General features: G+C 66.2%; 12 protein-coding genes and 1 pseudogene. 7 read left to right on the top strand and 6 right to left on the bottom strand.

From position 1 onward, the window contains the following. Positions 1–50: 50 nt before the first annotated feature. Positions 51–188, bottom strand: a complete 138-nt coding sequence (locus I6F09_RS30170; protein WP_225114706.1) for a hypothetical protein — start codon at positions 186–188, stop codon at positions 51–53. A 33-nt stretch (positions 189–221) separates the two neighbouring features. Between I6F09_RS30170 and I6F09_RS30165 the strand changes: the two are divergent. The 3 genes and pseudogenes from I6F09_RS30165 (at position 222) to I6F09_RS30155 (ending at position 4060) form a co-directional block, all read left to right on the top strand. Next, positions 222–609: pseudogene (locus I6F09_RS30165) on the top strand (GNAT family N-acetyltransferase). Between the two features lie 233 nt (positions 610–842). After that, entirely contained in the window at positions 843–2357 is a 1515-nt protein-coding gene (locus I6F09_RS30160; RefSeq protein ID WP_036006558.1) for an ATPase domain-containing protein, read from the top strand. After that, a complete protein-coding gene (locus I6F09_RS30155) occupies positions 2354–4060 on the top strand; it encodes an ATP-binding protein (RefSeq protein ID WP_225189712.1) in 1707 nt (568 codons plus the stop codon). Before I6F09_RS30160 ends, I6F09_RS30155 begins: the two co-directional genes overlap by 4 nt. 51 nt (positions 4061–4111) lie before the next feature. Here the strand turns inward: I6F09_RS30155 and I6F09_RS30150 are convergent, their stop codons facing one another. The 4 genes from I6F09_RS30150 to I6F09_RS30135 all read right to left on the bottom strand — a co-directional run bounded on the left by I6F09_RS30150 (position 4112) and on the right by I6F09_RS30135 (position 10891). Continuing rightward, on the bottom strand, positions 4112–4354 hold the full coding sequence (locus I6F09_RS30150) for a hypothetical protein (RefSeq protein WP_225143065.1): 243 nt from the start codon (positions 4352–4354) through the stop codon (positions 4112–4114). A 31-nt stretch (positions 4355–4385) separates the two neighbouring features. Beyond that, positions 4386–5504 (bottom strand): DUF2336 domain-containing protein, encoded by a 1119-nt coding sequence (locus tag I6F09_RS30145; protein ID WP_036006551.1) that lies wholly within the window; start codon positions 5502–5504, stop codon positions 4386–4388. Between the two features lie 334 nt (positions 5505–5838). After that, positions 5839–9528 carry an AsmA-like C-terminal region-containing protein gene (locus I6F09_RS30140; protein ID WP_225189711.1) on the bottom strand — a complete coding sequence of 1230 codons (3690 nt, stop codon included), beginning with the start codon at positions 9526–9528 and terminating at the stop codon, positions 5839–5841. Positions 9529–9661: 133 nt separating this feature from the next. After that, positions 9662–10891, bottom strand: a complete 1230-nt coding sequence (locus tag I6F09_RS30135) for a cytochrome P450 (RefSeq protein ID WP_036037420.1) — start codon at positions 10889–10891, stop codon at positions 9662–9664. Between the two features lie 130 nt (positions 10892–11021). Here I6F09_RS30135 and I6F09_RS30130 point away from each other — a divergent pair, with 130 nt between their 5' ends. From I6F09_RS30130 to I6F09_RS30115, 4 genes are all read left to right on the top strand, one after another. Further along, the gene (locus tag I6F09_RS30130) at positions 11022–11633 is read left to right on the top strand and encodes a TetR/AcrR family transcriptional regulator (protein ID WP_225189710.1); all 612 of its coding nucleotides are present in this window, start codon (positions 11022–11024) and stop codon (positions 11631–11633) included. 310 nt (positions 11634–11943) lie between these two features. Beyond that, positions 11944–12153 (top strand): cold-shock protein, encoded by a 210-nt coding sequence (locus I6F09_RS30125; protein ID WP_109145937.1) that lies wholly within the window; start codon positions 11944–11946, stop codon positions 12151–12153. A gap of 96 nt (positions 12154–12249) precedes the next feature. Then, positions 12250–12492: a transcriptional regulator gene (locus tag I6F09_RS30120; RefSeq protein WP_225114925.1), complete on the top strand. Its 243-nt coding sequence runs from the start codon at positions 12250–12252 to the stop codon at positions 12490–12492. Positions 12493–12543: 51 nt separating this feature from the next. Next, entirely contained in the window at positions 12544–12765 is a 222-nt protein-coding gene (locus I6F09_RS30115; protein ID WP_036006506.1) for a hypothetical protein, read from the top strand. A gap of 52 nt (positions 12766–12817) precedes the next feature. Here the strand turns inward: I6F09_RS30115 and I6F09_RS30110 are convergent, their stop codons facing one another. Continuing rightward, entirely contained in the window at positions 12818–15418 is a 2601-nt protein-coding gene (locus I6F09_RS30110) for an EAL domain-containing protein (RefSeq protein WP_225189709.1), read from the bottom strand. Between the last annotated feature and the right edge of the window lie 48 nt (positions 15419–15466).

Raw genomic sequence — 15466 nt, 5'->3', positions numbered from 1 at the left:
CGGCCGTCGCCCGTTGACCCGTCGGGCAAAACAGGGGCATGATGTCACGATCAGCCCGCAGCGATAGCAGCATGAACGACGACACGCCTCGGAAGCGGCGATCTGTCGCCGTGGACCATTTCACCACCGACCGCCTGACCGCCGAACGGTTGCGCGAGGATCACCTCGCCGACCTCGTCGCGCTGCATCGCGACGCCGAGGTCTCCCGCTATCTCGGCGGGGTGCGGACGCCCGAGGTCACGAGGGCTTATCTCGCAACCAACATGGCCCATTGGGACCAGCACGGCTTCGGACTCTGGACGGCTGCGAACGAGGGACGGGGCCTTCGCCGGACGGGCGGGCATTCGGCACATTCTCGTGGACGATGTCGACGAGGTCGAAATCGCCTACGCGTTCAAGCGCGAATTCTGGGGCCAAGGATTTGCCAGCGAGATCGCGACCGCGCTGACGGACATCGGGCTGTCACAGCTCGCACTGCCGTCTCTCATCGGCATTGTGTATGTCGGGAACGGTGCATCGCGGCGCGTGCTGGAGAAGTCGAACTACCAGCTCGAGCGAAGCACGAACCGTCACGGCGAGGACGTCGTGATCTACCGCATCCGGCAGTGAGGGCAGCAACGGGATGGACCGCGAGCAGACCGTTTGTGTTCATTTTTGAACCGACACCATCCACGGGTCGGCACAGTCTGAGCGGCAACGAACCGGTCGCCGGACCGCCAGTCGGGCGGGAACTCATGCCCGGCCTAGGAGTTCCTTAGACGGACCTTTTCAGTCAAATCCGGCTCCCGGCATGCGCTCGGAGCGCATGGAGAGCTTCGGGAAGATACGCGTAAGGGGGGGTCATGACCGGTCAATCCGCGCCTGCTCCAGGCAGCGACCTCAAGGATTTGCCGAGAATTTCGACCGGCAGCGACGGTCTGGACGACATCCTCGGCGGTGGCTTGGACCCCAACCGAATGTATCTCTACGAGGGACGCCCCGGCACAGGCAAGACCACGATTGCGCTCCAATTCCTTCTTCGGGGCGTGCGCGACGGCGAACGCGTTCTCTACGTTTCGCTCTCCGAGACCAAGAGCGAACTCACAGTGGTGGCACAGCGGCATGGCTGGTCGCTGGACGGCGTCGATATCTTCGAGCTCGTTCCGCCGGAAACGACGCTTGATCCCGAGCGGGAGCTGACGGTTTTTCATCCCGCCGAGATGGAGCTGAGCGAGACCACAGGTCTGATCTTCAAGGAGGTCGAACGGATCAATCCCACCCGCGTGGTGCTCGACAGCCTCTCCGAATTGCGCCTGCTGGCGCAGAACCCGCTTCGCTACAGGCGCCAGGTTCTGGCCCTGAAGCACTTCTTCACCAATCGCAACTGCACCGTGGTTCTGCTCGACGATCTGTCATCCTCCCAGGATGATCTGCAACTGCATTCGATCGCGCACGGCGTGGTGATGCTGGAGCAACTCGCCATCGACTACGGCGCCGAGCGGCGGCGGCTTCGCGTGATCAAGATGCGCGGCATCCGTTTCCGCGGCGGCTTTCACGATTTTACGATCACGCAAGGGGGCCTGCGGATCTTTCCCCGGCTCGTCGCAGCCGAACATCACAGATTATTCGATGGTGAGATGGTGACCAGCGGCAACCCCGAGCTCGACCAGCTCCTGGGAGGGGGGCTCGAGCGCGGCACCAACGCTCTTCTCCTCGGCGCGGCCGGCGTCGGCAAGTCGTCAGTTGCGCTAACCTACGCCATCGCGGCGGCGGAACGCGGCGAGCACGCCGTATTCTTCGCCTTCGATGAAGGGCGCGGAACGGTGGAGGCCCGCGCCAGAGCGCTCGGGCTGCCGCTGGACAAACATCTCGCCTCCGGAAAGATCCGGTTTCAGCAGATCGATCCGGCCGAATTGTCGCCGGGTGAGTTCGCGGCAACGCTCCGCCGGAGCGTCGAGGTCGACAATGCCCGCATCATCGTCATCGACAGCTTGAACGGTTATCTGAACGCGATGCCGGATGAACGTTTCCTCGTCCTGCAGATGCACGAACTGCTCAGCTACCTGGCCCAGCAGGGCGTGCTCACCATCCTCATCCTCGCCCAGCATGGGCTTGTCGGTCCCATGGATACGCCGCTCGACCTCAGCTATTTGAGCGATGCAGTCGTGATGCTGCGCTATTTCGAGTTCGCCGGAACGGTTCGGCGCGCCTTGTCGGTCGTCAAGAAGCGCAGCGGCGGCCACGAGCACGGCATCCGCGAATTCCGGCTCGGCAGCAGCGGGATCAAGCTGGGCCCGCCGCTTCATGAGTTCAGCGGCATCTTTTCCGGCAATCCGCGCTATACCGGCACGGCCCTCCCGGAAGGGCCGCTCGAATGAGCGCGCAGCGCGATCACCGCGTTCTCGTCTTCGCCCCGGTGGGCCGCGACGGGCCGGCATCGGCCGAACTTTTGCGCAACGCGAACCTCGAGGCGGTCAATTGCCGGGACTTGGCCGAACTCGTCACCGAAATGACGGCAGGCGTCGGCACGGTGTTTCTTGCCGAGGAAGGATTGTTCGGCAAGGACACCGCGGCGCTGGCGCAGTGGATCGCCGGCCAGCCGCCGTGGTCCGATCTGCCCTTCGTCGTTCTCACCAGTCACCGGGAGCGGCCCGCGGTCGTCGCGTGGCGACGCAGTATCGTCGAGCTTCTCCGCAACGTGTCGCTGCTCGAGCGGCCGGTTCAGCCGATCACGCTGACCAGCGCCATCCAATCGGCGATGCGGGCACGCCGGCGCCAATATGAAATCCGGGCCTTGCTGGAAGCGCGCGAACAGACGGCGCAGGAGCTCGAGAAGCTCGTGATCGAGCGGACCCGGGCGCTGGAAGAAGCCAACGAGCAGCTTCGGCTCGAGATGAAGGAGCGCGCCCGGGTCGAGGAAACGCTTCGGCAGGCCCAGAAGATCGAGGCCATCGGCCAGCTCACCGGTGGTGTCGCCCACGACTTCAACAATCTGCTGATGGTGATTTCCGGCGGGCTCGACATGCTCGACCGCCAGACGGATCCGAACCGCCGTCGCCGCCTGGTGGATGGGATGATCCAGGCCGCGCAGCGCGGTGCCAGCTTGACCAAGCAGCTTCTGGCATTTTCTCGGCGGCAGAAGCTGCGGCCGCAGCCCGTCGACGTCGCCGCGCAGATCGGCGGAATGCGCGAACTGCTCGATCGCAGCCTGAGAGGCGACGTCCACGTCGAGTTCGACTTTCCGGAGCAGCTTTGGCCGGTCGAGGTCGACCCCGGCGAGCTCGAGCTGGTCATTCTCAACCTGGCCGTCAACGCCCGCGATGCCATGCCCCACGGCGGCACGATCATCGTGCGCGGAGAAAACCTGCCCGATCTCAAGGACGATCAGATCTCCGGCGACTACGTCCGGCTATCCGTGATCGATACCGGCATCGGTATGCCTCCGGAGATTCTCTCGCGCGTCTTCGAGCCGTTCTTCACGACCAAGGACGTCGGCAAAGGGTCCGGGCTTGGGCTCGCGCAGGTCCATGGATTTGCGACGCAGTCGCAAGGCACGGTGCGCATTCAATCGGAGGTCGGCCGCGGCACGAGCATCGAGCTGTACCTGCCGCGATCGTTCGATGCTCCGTCGAGCCCGCGACATCTCGTCGATCTCACCAGGGCGAGGCCCAAGAAGAGCAATCAGGGCCGGATCCTGCTGGTGGAAGACGATGACGAGGTTGCCGCGCTGGTCAGCGAGATGCTGGGCCAGCTCGGCTACGACGTCACGCGCGCCTCCAGCGCCGCGGCAGCGCTTGGTGCCCTGGCGGATGGCCGTCCCATCGATCTGATCTTCTCCGACATCATGATGCCGGGCGGCATGAACGGGGTCGAGCTTGCGCGCGAGATCAGGACAAGACGAAGCGACATACCGATATTGCTGACCAGCGGTTACGCCGAAGCCTCGGTCCATGAAGCGGAAAGCGCTGGTATCGAGATCCTGCCCAAGCCCTATCACATCGATGAGCTGGCTGCAGCCTTGGCCGCGGCGAAGTCAAGTCTTCGGCGCGATGCAGGCGCCAAACGCTCCAACTCGTGCTGAGAGTCCCTCCGGACTTCGCTGCGCTCAACTCCGAGCGCGATCTCCGGAGCCTTACCGGAAATATCCCAGCACGAGATCGACGTCGGCGCTGCGGGCCGCCGTGCCGTTCAGCTCGGCGTCGATAACGCGGCGGCAGGCGTCCACCGCGGCGTGGTCGCCGAGGTCGTTGGCGGCTTCCAGCACGAGCCAGGCGGCGTCCACCGAGGCCTTGTCCGAAGCTGCGCCGCCGAGATCGGTGGCGCCGGCATTGGCGAGATTCTTCTTGCGAACGGCGGTGCCGAATTGAGGTAACATTGCAGGTACTCCCCTCTCCTCAGTGGACCTGTCAGTGGACTTGAAGTTCGGGCTGACGGCCCGCATCGGCACCCGCGCCGGTCTTGCGCGACTGGTAGAACTTCAGAATGCTGCGCGACGTCTCGATCTTGAGCCGGCCGTACTCGCGCTCGTTGTCCTGGAGCTCGCGCGCCGTGATCAGATGATCCTTGGCGCCGAGGAACAACAGCGACATCGTGGTGTCCCAGGAGAAGTCGAGCGCCTTGCACAGCACCAGGATCATCTCGCGGTTACGGTCCATCAACGCGCGCTCGATCACGTCGACCGGCAGCGCCGACAGCAGCGACAGGCCGATCTGGACCTCGTCGAAGCGGTGCTGGCGGGCATAATTCGAGATCGAGTCCTGGTTGAGATTGCCCTGGCGATACTGCGTCGTGACCACGCGCTTGGCGACGAAATAGCTGCGCGAGGACGGGCCGAACTTGGACTGGAGATCGCCCGTGACCTCGGTGACCGAGCTCTGGATCTGCGACATCATCTCGGGCCGCTCGGTCTCGAGCCGGCGGCGGACGTCTTCGGAGGCTTTCGCGATCAGCTGCTGGAAGATGTGACGCGGCACGTCCTTGCGCAGGCCGAGCTGCTCGGCAAGGATCGAATCGCCCTCGGCGCGGCGGACCATGTGCAAGAGACCCGAGCCGGAGAAGCGCGCGCCCTCGTTCCTGGCGACCGAAGTCACGACCTCCTGGTTGCCGCGCTTGACCAGCACGTCGGTCACGGCTTCGCCGATCGACTGGCGCTGCGAGATCGCCAGCAGATGCGCCTGGCCCTTGGTCATGGCGCTCTGGACCAGCATCTTCTCGTCGATGCGGTTGGAATCGCGCAGCACGGGACCGGCAACCGCGATCTCGTCGTCGAGGGCGAGCCTTTCGATGACGTTGAGCGGGGCGTGATCGCAGGCCGACATCACTTCGGAGAGCTGCGCGCGCGCAGCCACCTCGATCTCGTCGGCGAGCCGGCCGATCACCTCGCCGAACATGCTGATCTCGTCGTCGCTGTAGCGGCCGGTGATCAGGATGTCGGTCGCATGCCATAATGCTCGTGACCGGCTTTCGTCGGTGCCGCGCGCGATCGCGTCGTCCAGATCCTGCAGAAGCGATTTCGCCCCGTTCATCTCGATCACCCCAGTTCTTGGCAGCCCGTTGGCGAGCCGTCCCGCCGCTCGCGGCGCGACGCCGAATTCCTCTGGGAACCTACGCTAGAGATGAAACGCGAGAATTCAGTAAAGTCGGCAAATCAGTTTTGCCGACGAAAATTCCGTCAAATGCGAGGGAATGGATTTACTGTTGTGCAAGAGCCGAGAAGCTTTGGGCACTGAAACCTCTCCGCGTCATGGCCGGGCTTGTCCCGGCCATCCACGCCTTGCCGCATGGCACAAAGAACGTGGATGCCCGGGACAAGCCCGGGCATGACGAGCATCGGCAACGGAGCGCTTTAGATAGCGCCGTCTACGGATTCTGCGGCGTCAGCACCAGCGGCGGCTTCGGCCTGGGCTTGGCGGGCGGCGGGCCCGGGGCGGGCTTCACGTCGATGGCCGGAGGGAGCGGCGCGAGCTGCTGGCTCGCGAGCGGCGGGCTCGTCAGTGAAGGGCTTGTCAGTGAGGGGCTTGGCGCGGCGGGCGCGGCCTGCGGAGTTTTCGGGGTCGGCGCCACCCTGGGCTTTGCCGGCGCGCGGCGCGGGTCCTGGCCCGGCAGCGGCACGTTGGGTGGCGCCTGCTCGGTCGCTATCTCCGGGGACACCAGCGTCGGCAGCGCAGCGGTGGCCGGCGGCGGCTCGCCGCGCTCGATGGCGTCGAGCCGCCGCGTCTCGCGATCAATCGTGCGCACCGCAAGCCATGACGACAGCGGTGCGAGGTCGACGGTACGGCTCAGCCTGTCGGGCGGGCCTGCCGCAAACAGCTGGATCTCGGGCGGGGCGCCGGAAAGCCCGGTCATGATCGGCGTCAGGCTGGCGCGGATGTCGGCCTGGTCCGCCGGAATGTCGTAGCCGCCGGAGACGATGGCGCGGGCGTTCTTCGCTTCCAGCGGCGTTGCGCCGATGCGCAGGCGGCCGTCGCGGATCGTGAACGGAATCTGCGCCGAGGGCACCGCGATGCGCCCCGCCGACAGCGCGGGCTCGACGAGCTGCCGCAGCCGGTTGTCGTCATTGACCTGGCCGCCGTCGCTGGCGCGGATGGCGATCTCGAACGCACGCGGATTGAGGCCGGCGATCTCGGCGGATTCGAGCGTCACCGTGCCGTTGCCGGCGAGCGCACCGGTCAAGGCCGCGACGCTGCGGCCCTGGCTGGTCAGCGCCACCTGCACCGAGGCGCGCCCCTTGGGCAGGGCGAGGTCGCGATAGCGCAGCGCCGCCGCATCGACGTTGCTGAGCTCGATGCGCGCGTTCAGCGCAAGCCCACCCGCGCCATTGCGCGCGTCCAGGCTTGCGGACATGTCGCCGCCGCCGACGCCGCCCTTGAGCGCATCGAACGCGAGCGACTGGCCGTCGCTCCGGATCGTGCCGCCGAAGGGGCGGAGCTCGATGCCGCCGGGCAACATTCCGCGTAAGGCCTGGAAGGCGATGCGGCCGCGCCAGCCGCTAACCAATCCTGCGCTGAGCGGCTCGCCGGACTCACGACCGGCTGCGCCGACGGCGATTGCGAGCGCCGGCGCCAGATCGAGCGAGTCGAGACCGACCTCGCCGTCGATGCTCTTGTCCTGATCGAGCGTCACCGAAACATGGCCGCGCAGATGCGAGCCCGCGGCATTGCCGTCGAGATCGCCGAAGGTCAGGCGATTGCCGGAGAGCGTGAGGCGGGAGGACAGGCTGACGTTCTGCGCCGACTTGCCGGCCGGGCTGGTCCCGAGCAGCGGCGCCAGATTGGCGTTGCGCACGCGCAGGTTCACGCTCGCCTTCGGTTCGAACGAATTGGGCTCGAACGATTTGGGTTCGGACGGTTTGGGCTCCGACCATTCGACGCTGCCTTGCGCGTCGGCATCGAGCCCGCCGCCGCTGAGCTTTGCGTTCAATTGCGAGGGACGGCGCCAGGCTCCGCTCAACCGTCCCTCGAATTGCGAGGCGCCCTCGCCCGCGGCCACGATGCGGTCGAGCCCCAGCAGTGCCAACAAGGCGCCGGCCTGCGGCGCCGCGACCTTCGCGTCCAGCGTGAAGTCGCTGTTGCGCAGGCGTTCGAGGTCGATACCGCCGATGGCGGCCGCCGGCGTCTGCGCGGCCAGGGTCGCCGTGGTCTTGAGCTGCGGTGCGTCGAGGTCGAGCACGAAGCGGGCATTGCTGCGATCGGCATGCTCGGCGTTCTTGTCGAGGCTGAGATCGAGCTTGAGACGGGTCGCGCCGGGCAAGGACGGAAGCGCATCGAGGCGCGCGCGCAGCGCGGGCGCAAACGGCTCGACCAGCGCTGTGAGCTCGCGCAGCGAATTGGCCGAGGATTTCAGCGCGAGCTTGCCGGTCGTGTTGGTGCGGTCGAAGCTGCCGCTCGCCTCCGAGGTCACGCCGCCGCCCTGGCCGAAGCGCAGCTGCTCCAGCGACAGCGACGCCGGGCTGTAGGCGAGCCTGGCTGCGAACGGCCGCAGCTCCTGGCCGGCGGAGATTGCGCGGCCGATATCGAGCGAGAGCTTTGCCTCTTCCGGCCATTCGCCTTGCGGCCCCGCCAGCGCGCGCACGAAGCTCGCGGCGGCATCGAGGTCGAGCCGGTCGGCCCTGAGGTCCGCATCGATCCGCGAGCCCTTGCTTGCGCCTGTCTGCACGAAGACGATGCGGCCTTCGACGGCGCCGCCGTCGATGTCGGCCTTCAGCCTGTCGATGGCGAGATGATTGGCTGCGATGGTGACGTCGCCGGCGAGACGCAGCGGCCGCGTGCTGCGGCGGGTGATCTCGCTGCGGCCCTGCAGCCAGGCCACCAGCGTGTCGGGATCCGGGGATTCGACGCTGAGCCGGCCGCTGAAACTGTCGGCGCCGGGAGCCGCGCCATTGAGCGAGACCTGCGTCATGCCGGGCGCGCGCAGCTCGAGCCGCCGGAAGGTCCAGGACCGGCCGTCGGTCGCAAGCTCGGTCGCGATGTTCTGAAGAGGACGGCCGCCGAGCATGATCTGATCGGCATTGAACTCGATCTGGGCAGGGATCGGCACCTGCGGGATCGCCGCCAGCCCTGCGCGCAGCGCCGGCAGGACGCGCTGCGGATCGGCATCGTCCTTGGCGGTCAGCCTGTCGGCATCGACCTGCCGCGCCGACAGCACCGCGCGCAGCAAGGGCGATGCGCCAAACCTGAGATCGCCGACGCCGCCGAGCTTCAGCGCGGTGTCCTCCGGGCCGAAGCTCGCGTCGATCTGCTCGAATTTCGCGCCGGCCGGATCGGCCTTGAGCCTGGTCGCCAGCTTCCAGGGCGTCGGCCCCGCCTCGCCCGCCTTCCTGGCCGCGGGCACGGCGAGGGTCAGCGCGCCCTCGAATTTCGGCTGGCGATTGTCGAAGGCGAGCACGCCCTCGAGATCGGCGAGGATGGCGCGCTCGCCGGGATCGATGTTGAGGTGGAGACGGGTGGCGCTGCCGTCGGCGCTGGGGCCGGAGGAGACGCGGAACGGGTAGCGCACGCCGCGCGCGGTGAAGCTGCCGTCGCCCCGCACCGAGCCTGCGAGCGAGCGCACATCGCCGGAGAAGGCGATGTCGTTCAATTCCAGCGTCGAGCGGCTGGCGGCATCGTGCAAGGCGATGCGGCCGGTGAGGTTCAGCCGCTCGATGGCGAGGGAGGCCAGGTTGAAGGTGCCGCTCGCGGTGGAGGGCAAATCGACCCGTCCGCGCGCGTCCAGACCAAGATCGACCGCCATGCCGCCGACCGAAAGCTCGGTGGCGCGCCATTCGCCGCGCATCAGGGAGCCGAGGCTGAACTCGACATCGAGCTTGTCGGCGCGCAGGCGGCCGAGATCGTTGTTGCCGCCGAAGGTGACGCCGCGCAGCCGCAGCGTCGGCGCCGGCAACAGCCGCGCATCGAGCTCGCCCGCCACCCGCACCGGCACGCCGATGATCTTGCCGGCCTCCGCCTCGAACTGGGGCCTGAACTGGTTCCAGTCGATGTAGTAAGGCCCGATCAGCGCGGCCAGCAGCGCAATGATGAAGGCAATCGCCAATCCGAGCAGCGTCGTCTGCACGGGTCTCCCCTCGGCCAAACCGGCCTGGGCCGAAGCTGAGAGCCTCAGGCGCGCCGGAACAGCCCCTTATATAGGGGGAAGTATGGCGAAGTCACAGCGACTGTTGCGCGCGGAGGTTAACGCGCAAGCCCCCTCACCAGCTCGCCGGCAGCCGCCTCAGCCCGCGCAGCACGAAGGTCGGCCGCCATTCCGGGGTCTCGATGTCGTCGATGCGCAAATCCGGCAGCCGCCGCAGCAGCGTGGCGATGGCGATCTCGGCCTCGATCCGCGCCAATTGGGCCCCCAGGCAGAAATGGATGCCGCCGCCGAACGACAGCGGCTTGACGTTCGCCCGGGTGACGTCCAGCCGGTCGGGCCTGTCGGGGTAGACCGCGCCATCGCGGTTGGCCGAGCCGAGCAGGCACAGCACGGTCTCGCCCTTGGGGATCGTCACGCCGCCGAGGTCCTCGATCTCCTCCAGCGTGACGCGCCCGGTCATCTGCACCGAGGAATCATAGCGCAGGAACTCCTCGATCGCGTTCGTCATCAGCTCCGGTTTCGCTTTCAGGAGCGCAAGCTGATCCGGGTTGCGGTGGAGCGCGAGCAGGCCGTTGCCGATCAGGTTGACCGTGGTCTCGTGGCCTGCGCCGAACAGCAGGATGATGTTGGCGGTCAGCTCCTCGTTGGTGAGCTTGTTGCCGTCCTCCTCGGCCTGCACCAGCTGGGTGATGAGGTCGTCGCCGGGATTCTTGCGGCGCAGCTCGAACAGCTGCTGGAAATACATCTGCGCCATCAGGTTGGCGGCGTTGCCCTGGCGGATCTCCTCCGGCGAGAGCGGCACGGGGTCGAGCAGCCGTCCGCCGTCGCGCGAGCTCTTGTAGAACACTTCGCGATGCTCCTCGGGGATGCCGAGCATGTCGCAGATGATGGTGACGGGCAGGCGGAAGGCGAAATCCTCAATCAGGTCCATGTGGCCGCGCTCGATCACGGCATCGATCGCCTGGTCGACGATCTCCTGGATCCGCGGCCGCATGTCCTCGACCCGGCGGGCGGTGAAGGCCTTCACGACTAGGCCGCGCAGGCGGGTGTGGTCCGGCGGATCGGCTTGCAGCATCCAGTAGCTCATGCTGCGAAACACCGGCTCCTTCATGATCTCCGGGCCGTAGCGGCGCGTGGTGCGCTCGACGAAATCCTTGCCGAAGCGCTTGTCACGCAGCACGAGACTGACCTCGGCGTGCCGGCTGGCGACGTACTGGCCGAAAGGCGTCACGTGGATCGGATCGACGGTGCGCAGCCGTTCATAATGCGGATAGGGATCGCGGATGAAATCCGGCGAGAGCGGGTTGAACAGCGGTCCGCCAGCGGGTTGCACTTGCTCGTTCATGGTGACCTCGGATCGGTTGCCGCACGACACGCATACGCAAGGCTGCCCCATCGCCCGGCGTAACCATCCCTGTAAATTATCAACTCGATACATTGTTGTATCGAGTTGCATTCTGCCCTAAGCTGCGCCGATGTCAAGGGTGAGAACCAGGCCGACCAGGGACGACACGCGCGAGGCGCTGTTCGAGGCGGCGGCGCGCGTGTTCGAGGAGGACGGCATCGGCGGCGCCAGCATCGAGGCGATCGCGGCGGCGGCGGGCTTCACCCGCGGCGCGTTCTATTCGAACTTCAAGAGCAAGGACGAATTGATCATCGCCATGCTCGAGGACCATGTCGCGCAGTCGATACGGCGCAACATGGACATCCTGGCGCAGCACGACAATCTCGACGATTTCATCGCGGCGCTGAAGGCGATGGATCGCAGCCGCCAGGATCCGCTCGGCCGCTCGCCCCTGCTGCACATGGAGATGATCCTGTTCGTGGCGCGGGCCGAAAAGCGCCGCCCGGAACTTGCCAAACGCCTGCGCGCGCGGCGCAGGCTGGTCGCCGACATCATCGAAGCGACATCGAAGAGCAATGGCAGGAACAGCTCGGTGAACCCGCCCTGGATCGCCTCGATCGTGCTCGCGCTGGAAGACGGCTTTCGCCTGCACCGGCTGATCGACCCCGAGACGACGCCGGCCGACAGTTTTTTGCGCGCGATCACGGATTTGCGGCGGAGGACTGGATTGGCGTCGGCCTAGCGGCGCGGGCGGCGCAGCTGCGCCGATAGGCTGATCGTCAGCAGACCTGTTCGGTCAATCGATAACGCCTTGCTCGTAGATCGACCGACACACGCAAAGCGCCGCGATCGGAACAGAAGAATGGCCTCGCAGCAAACAAACTGGCTTCGCTCCTTGCAAATGCATGAAACTCGTATATATTGAAGTCGTTCGATTAGCCGCTGTGCCTTGTTGAATGCGCCCGCGGGCTCCTTTTCCAAAGACATCGACGAAGTTGAAGGTAACCGCGCGATCGTCGCGCGGGATGCGCTCGCGCGCTTTGGAGAAGAAAATGACGACAGGTACGGTCAAGTGGTTTAACGGCCAAAAGGGCTTCGGTTTCATCCAGCCAAACGACGGTGGCAACGACGTGTTCGTTCACATCAGCGCCGTTGAAAGGGCTGGGCTTGCCGGTCTCGGCGAAGGCCAACAGGTCAACTTCGAGATCAAGACCGACAAGATGCGAGGCAAAGTCAGCGCCGAGAACCTCTCGCTGGCTTGAGATCGTTGCGCCGTTTCACGGATGTACTGAAACGGTCGCTTTGCCCGCTCAATCCCTGGATTGAGCGGGTTTAGTCTTTGCGGATCCGGGTGAACGATGAGCAGCAAGAAGCCGGCAGAGCCGTCACCCGAAAGCATTACACGTTCCGATCGCAAGCGCCTGGCCGCCGAAGAGGGCGCGCGGGCATTGGCGGACGTGGAAAGGCAAGCCATCGAGGTTCGCAAGAACATGGCGCGGCTTCGAGAGGCGCGCCAGGCGAGGGAAGCGGCCGATGAAGCTCTTCGATCGACTTTGCCGGTGCCTAAGCTCAAGAAGCGGACAAGGAAGTTGGCGCGATAGCCGTCTTCAACGCCGCCTGCGAAATCTGAAGTGCCGATCCCATGCCGGAGAGTGCAGATCGTGCCTCGCATAAAGCCAGATCACGGAACCATCACATTCTTTCTCGCGTCCGGCGCAAATCGGCAGATGTGCCGGCTTGCAACGACATTCAACACGCAGAAGCAGGCCTTCAGCTATCTACAGAAGCATCGCACGGAGTTCGAGCGCATGGCGCGGGCGCGCCTGGCTTCAGGAGAGCTCGAGGAAGGCATTGTCGTGCTTTCGATGCTCTAGCGAAGGCCGTTCTGCCGCCGGTCGCTGATGCGTTCCTACCGCTCAAAGGCGGCTACGCCGACTGCTTCACGGCAACCTCGTCCGCCACAAGGTCAAGCCGCCCCAGCATCGCCCTCGCCTGCTCGGCGCAATGCTCGATCAGCCAGCGCTCGAAGGCGACGGGCGGCAGGGGCGGCGCGTAGAGGAAGCCCTGGACGATGTCGCAGCCGAGCTCAGCCAGCGTCTTGCGCTGCCCCTCGGTCTCGACCCCCTCGGCGACCACGCTCATGCCGAGGCCCTGGCCGACGCGGACCACGGCGGTGGCGATCGCGAGCGCGCCCGCATCCTGCTCGATGTCGCGCATGAAACTGCGGTCGATCTTGAGCTCGCGGATCGGCAGATGTGCTAGCCGGCTGAGGCTGGAATAGCCGGTGCCGAAATCGTCCACCGAAAGGCCGACGCCGAGCTCGCGGATCGCGTTCATCGTCTCCAGCGCCGCGGCTCCGTCCTGCATGAACGCGCCTTCGGTGATCTCCAGCATCAGCGCATCCGGCGGCAGATCGTGCTCGGCCAGGATGTCCTTGAGCCGCGCGGCCAGCGTGACGTTGCGGAAATTGATCGGCGACAGATTGACCGAGACGCAGGGGATGTTGAGCCCGGCGCGGCGCCAGCTCGCCATCTGGCGGCAGGCCTCGCGCACGGACCACATGCCGATCTGCTCGATCAGCCCGCATTCCTCGGCGAGCGGGATGAACTTTGCCGGCGAGACGTCGCCGAGCACGGCATCGCGCCAGCGCGCGAGCGCCTCGACGCCGTGGATCGCGCCGTCGCAGCTGCGAATCTGCGGCTGATAGCTGAGGCTCAGCACACCTTCCGCGACGGCGCGGCGCAACGCCGCGATCAGCGCCAGCCGCTGCTCCGCGAGCACGTTCATCTCGGCACTGAAGAGGCGATGCGTCGAGCGTCCGGCCTGCTTGGCCATGTACATGGCGGCGTCCGCCTGCTGCATCAATGTGTCGATGTCGGTGGCGTGATCGGGATAGAGGCTGATTCCGATGCTGGCGGACATCGGCATCAGCTTCGATCCGAGCCGCAACGGTGCGGACAGGGCCTCGGTGATCCCGGCCGCGATGCGCTCAGCGGCCTCGGCATTGCGTTGCGGCAGCAGGATGACGAACTCGTCGCCGCCGAGCCGTCCCAGCATGTCGTCGGGACCGATCTGCTCGCGCAGGCGCTGCGCGAGCAGGATCAAGAGCTCGTCGCCGGCGGCGTGGCCGAGCGTGTCGTTGACGTCCTTGAAATGATCGACGTCAAGGAAGGCGAGCGCGACATGGCCTCCGGTCGGGCAGGCATTGATCGCGGTCGTGATCAGGTGGCGCAGCTGCGCGCGGTTCGGCAGGCCGGTGAGCATGTCGTGATAGGCGAGCCGCGCGATTTCGGCGCGCGCCTCCTTGCGCTCGATCGCGAACGCGCCGAGGTTGACGCAGGCATCGACGATCTGGCGGTGCCATCGGCTCGGCGCCCGCGGTTCGCGATAATAGAAACCGAAGGTGCCGATGACCCGGCCGTCCTTGGCCTTGATCGGCGTCGACCAGCAGGCGCGCAAGCCCACTTCGAGCGGCCGCGCCTTGTAGGGCTGCCAGCGCGGATCGGCATCGATGTCGGCGACCAGAACCGGAATGCCGTAGAAGGCTCCGGCTCCGCACGTGCCGACCTCGGGACCGATCGCGATGCCGTCGAGCGAACGGGAATAGTCCTCGGGCAAGCTCGGGCCGCCCAGCGGATGGAGCAAGCCGGCGGCATCGACGTGCAGCAGCGAGCAGACGACGCCGGGCGCGATCTGCTCGACGCGGCGGCACAGCCGATCGGCAATCTCGGTGATCGGCGCCTCGTCGGCGAGCGCCGCCATGATCAGTTGCTGCAGCGAGCGCAGCTGCCGGGATTCGGTGATGTCCTCGAGTAGCGCGAAGACGTGCTTGACCCGGCCTTTCTTGTCGCGGAAGGCGTCGATCCGGGCAGAGACCCAGATCTCCTCACCATCCTTGTCGTAGACGAGCACCTCGGCCTCGTCGCGCTGACCGCCATGCATCAGCCGCTTGACGAGCTTCGCAATCGCCTTGCGATCGGTGTGGCGGCCGGCAATGAGCTCACCGGCGCGGCGGCCTTCGGCCTCCTCGCTGGTATAGCCGAACAGCGCCGTGAACGCGGAATTGACGTAGACGATGTTCTGCTCGACGTCGGTGATGATCACCACGCGGTTGGTCTGGTCGGAGACCGCGTGGAGAAGTGCGATCCTGGCGCGGCGTTCGGCATCGAGGGTGACGTCGCGCGCCAACACGATGTGATGGGTCGCGCCGTCGACCGTCGCCGACGACATCGCGATCTGCGCCTTGATACGGCTGCCGTCGTGCCGCACGAGGCTGATCTCCTCGCGGAAATCCGCGGTCGCACCGGCGCTTAGGCATTTGAGGGTGAGGACGGCGGCATCGCGGCCGAGCACCTCGGCGGCGGCGAGCTTCCAGATCCGTTCCGCGGCGGGGTTGAAGTGGGTGATGCGATGCGCCTCATCGACGATGACGATGCCATCGTCGGCGCGTTCGAGCGCGGCGCGCAGCACGTCAGGAATTTCAGTCGCAAGGTGATCGGAGGCGGGCATCGTCTGGACCAGCGGCATCGGGAAATGCGGCAATCGGCGAGAGGTTAACGCTCCGATGGTGTCCAA

It is taken from the genome of Bradyrhizobium sp. IC3195 (assembly GCF_020193585.1).
Taxonomy (GTDB): domain Bacteria; phylum Pseudomonadota; class Alphaproteobacteria; order Rhizobiales; family Xanthobacteraceae; genus Bradyrhizobium; species Bradyrhizobium yuanmingense.
The sequence above is the reverse complement of the archived record's forward strand: the minus strand, read 5'-3'. Positions and strand labels throughout refer to the sequence as shown.

Bases quoted from the DNA above. Each gene is read 5' to 3' on its own strand.
- I6F09_RS30170 (WP_225114706.1), bottom strand. From the start codon at position 188: ATGCAGCGCGACGAGGTCGGCGAGGTGATCCTCGCGCAACCGTTCGGC.
- I6F09_RS30160 (WP_036006558.1), top strand. From the start codon at position 843: ATGACCGGTCAATCCGCGCCTGCTCCAGGCAGCGACCTCAAGGATTTG.
- I6F09_RS30150 (WP_225143065.1), bottom strand. From the start codon at position 4,354: ATGTTACCTCAATTCGGCACCGCCGTTCGCAAGAAGAATCTCGCCAAT.
- I6F09_RS30130 (WP_225189710.1), top strand. From the start codon at position 11,022: ATGTCAAGGGTGAGAACCAGGCCGACCAGGGACGACACGCGCGAGGCG.
- I6F09_RS30155 (WP_225189712.1), top strand. From the start codon at position 2,354: ATGAGCGCGCAGCGCGATCACCGCGTTCTCGTCTTCGCCCCGGTGGGC.
- I6F09_RS30110 (WP_225189709.1), bottom strand. From the start codon at position 15,418: ATGCCGCTGGTCCAGACGATGCCCGCCTCCGATCACCTTGCGACTGAA.
- I6F09_RS30135 (WP_036037420.1), bottom strand. From the start codon at position 10,891: ATGAACGAGCAAGTGCAACCCGCTGGCGGACCGCTGTTCAACCCGCTC.
- I6F09_RS30145 (WP_036006551.1), bottom strand. From the start codon at position 5,504: ATGAACGGGGCGAAATCGCTTCTGCAGGATCTGGACGACGCGATCGCG.
- I6F09_RS30120 (WP_225114925.1), top strand. From the start codon at position 12,250: ATGAGCAGCAAGAAGCCGGCAGAGCCGTCACCCGAAAGCATTACACGT.
- I6F09_RS30125 (WP_109145937.1), top strand. From the start codon at position 11,944: ATGACGACAGGTACGGTCAAGTGGTTTAACGGCCAAAAGGGCTTCGGT.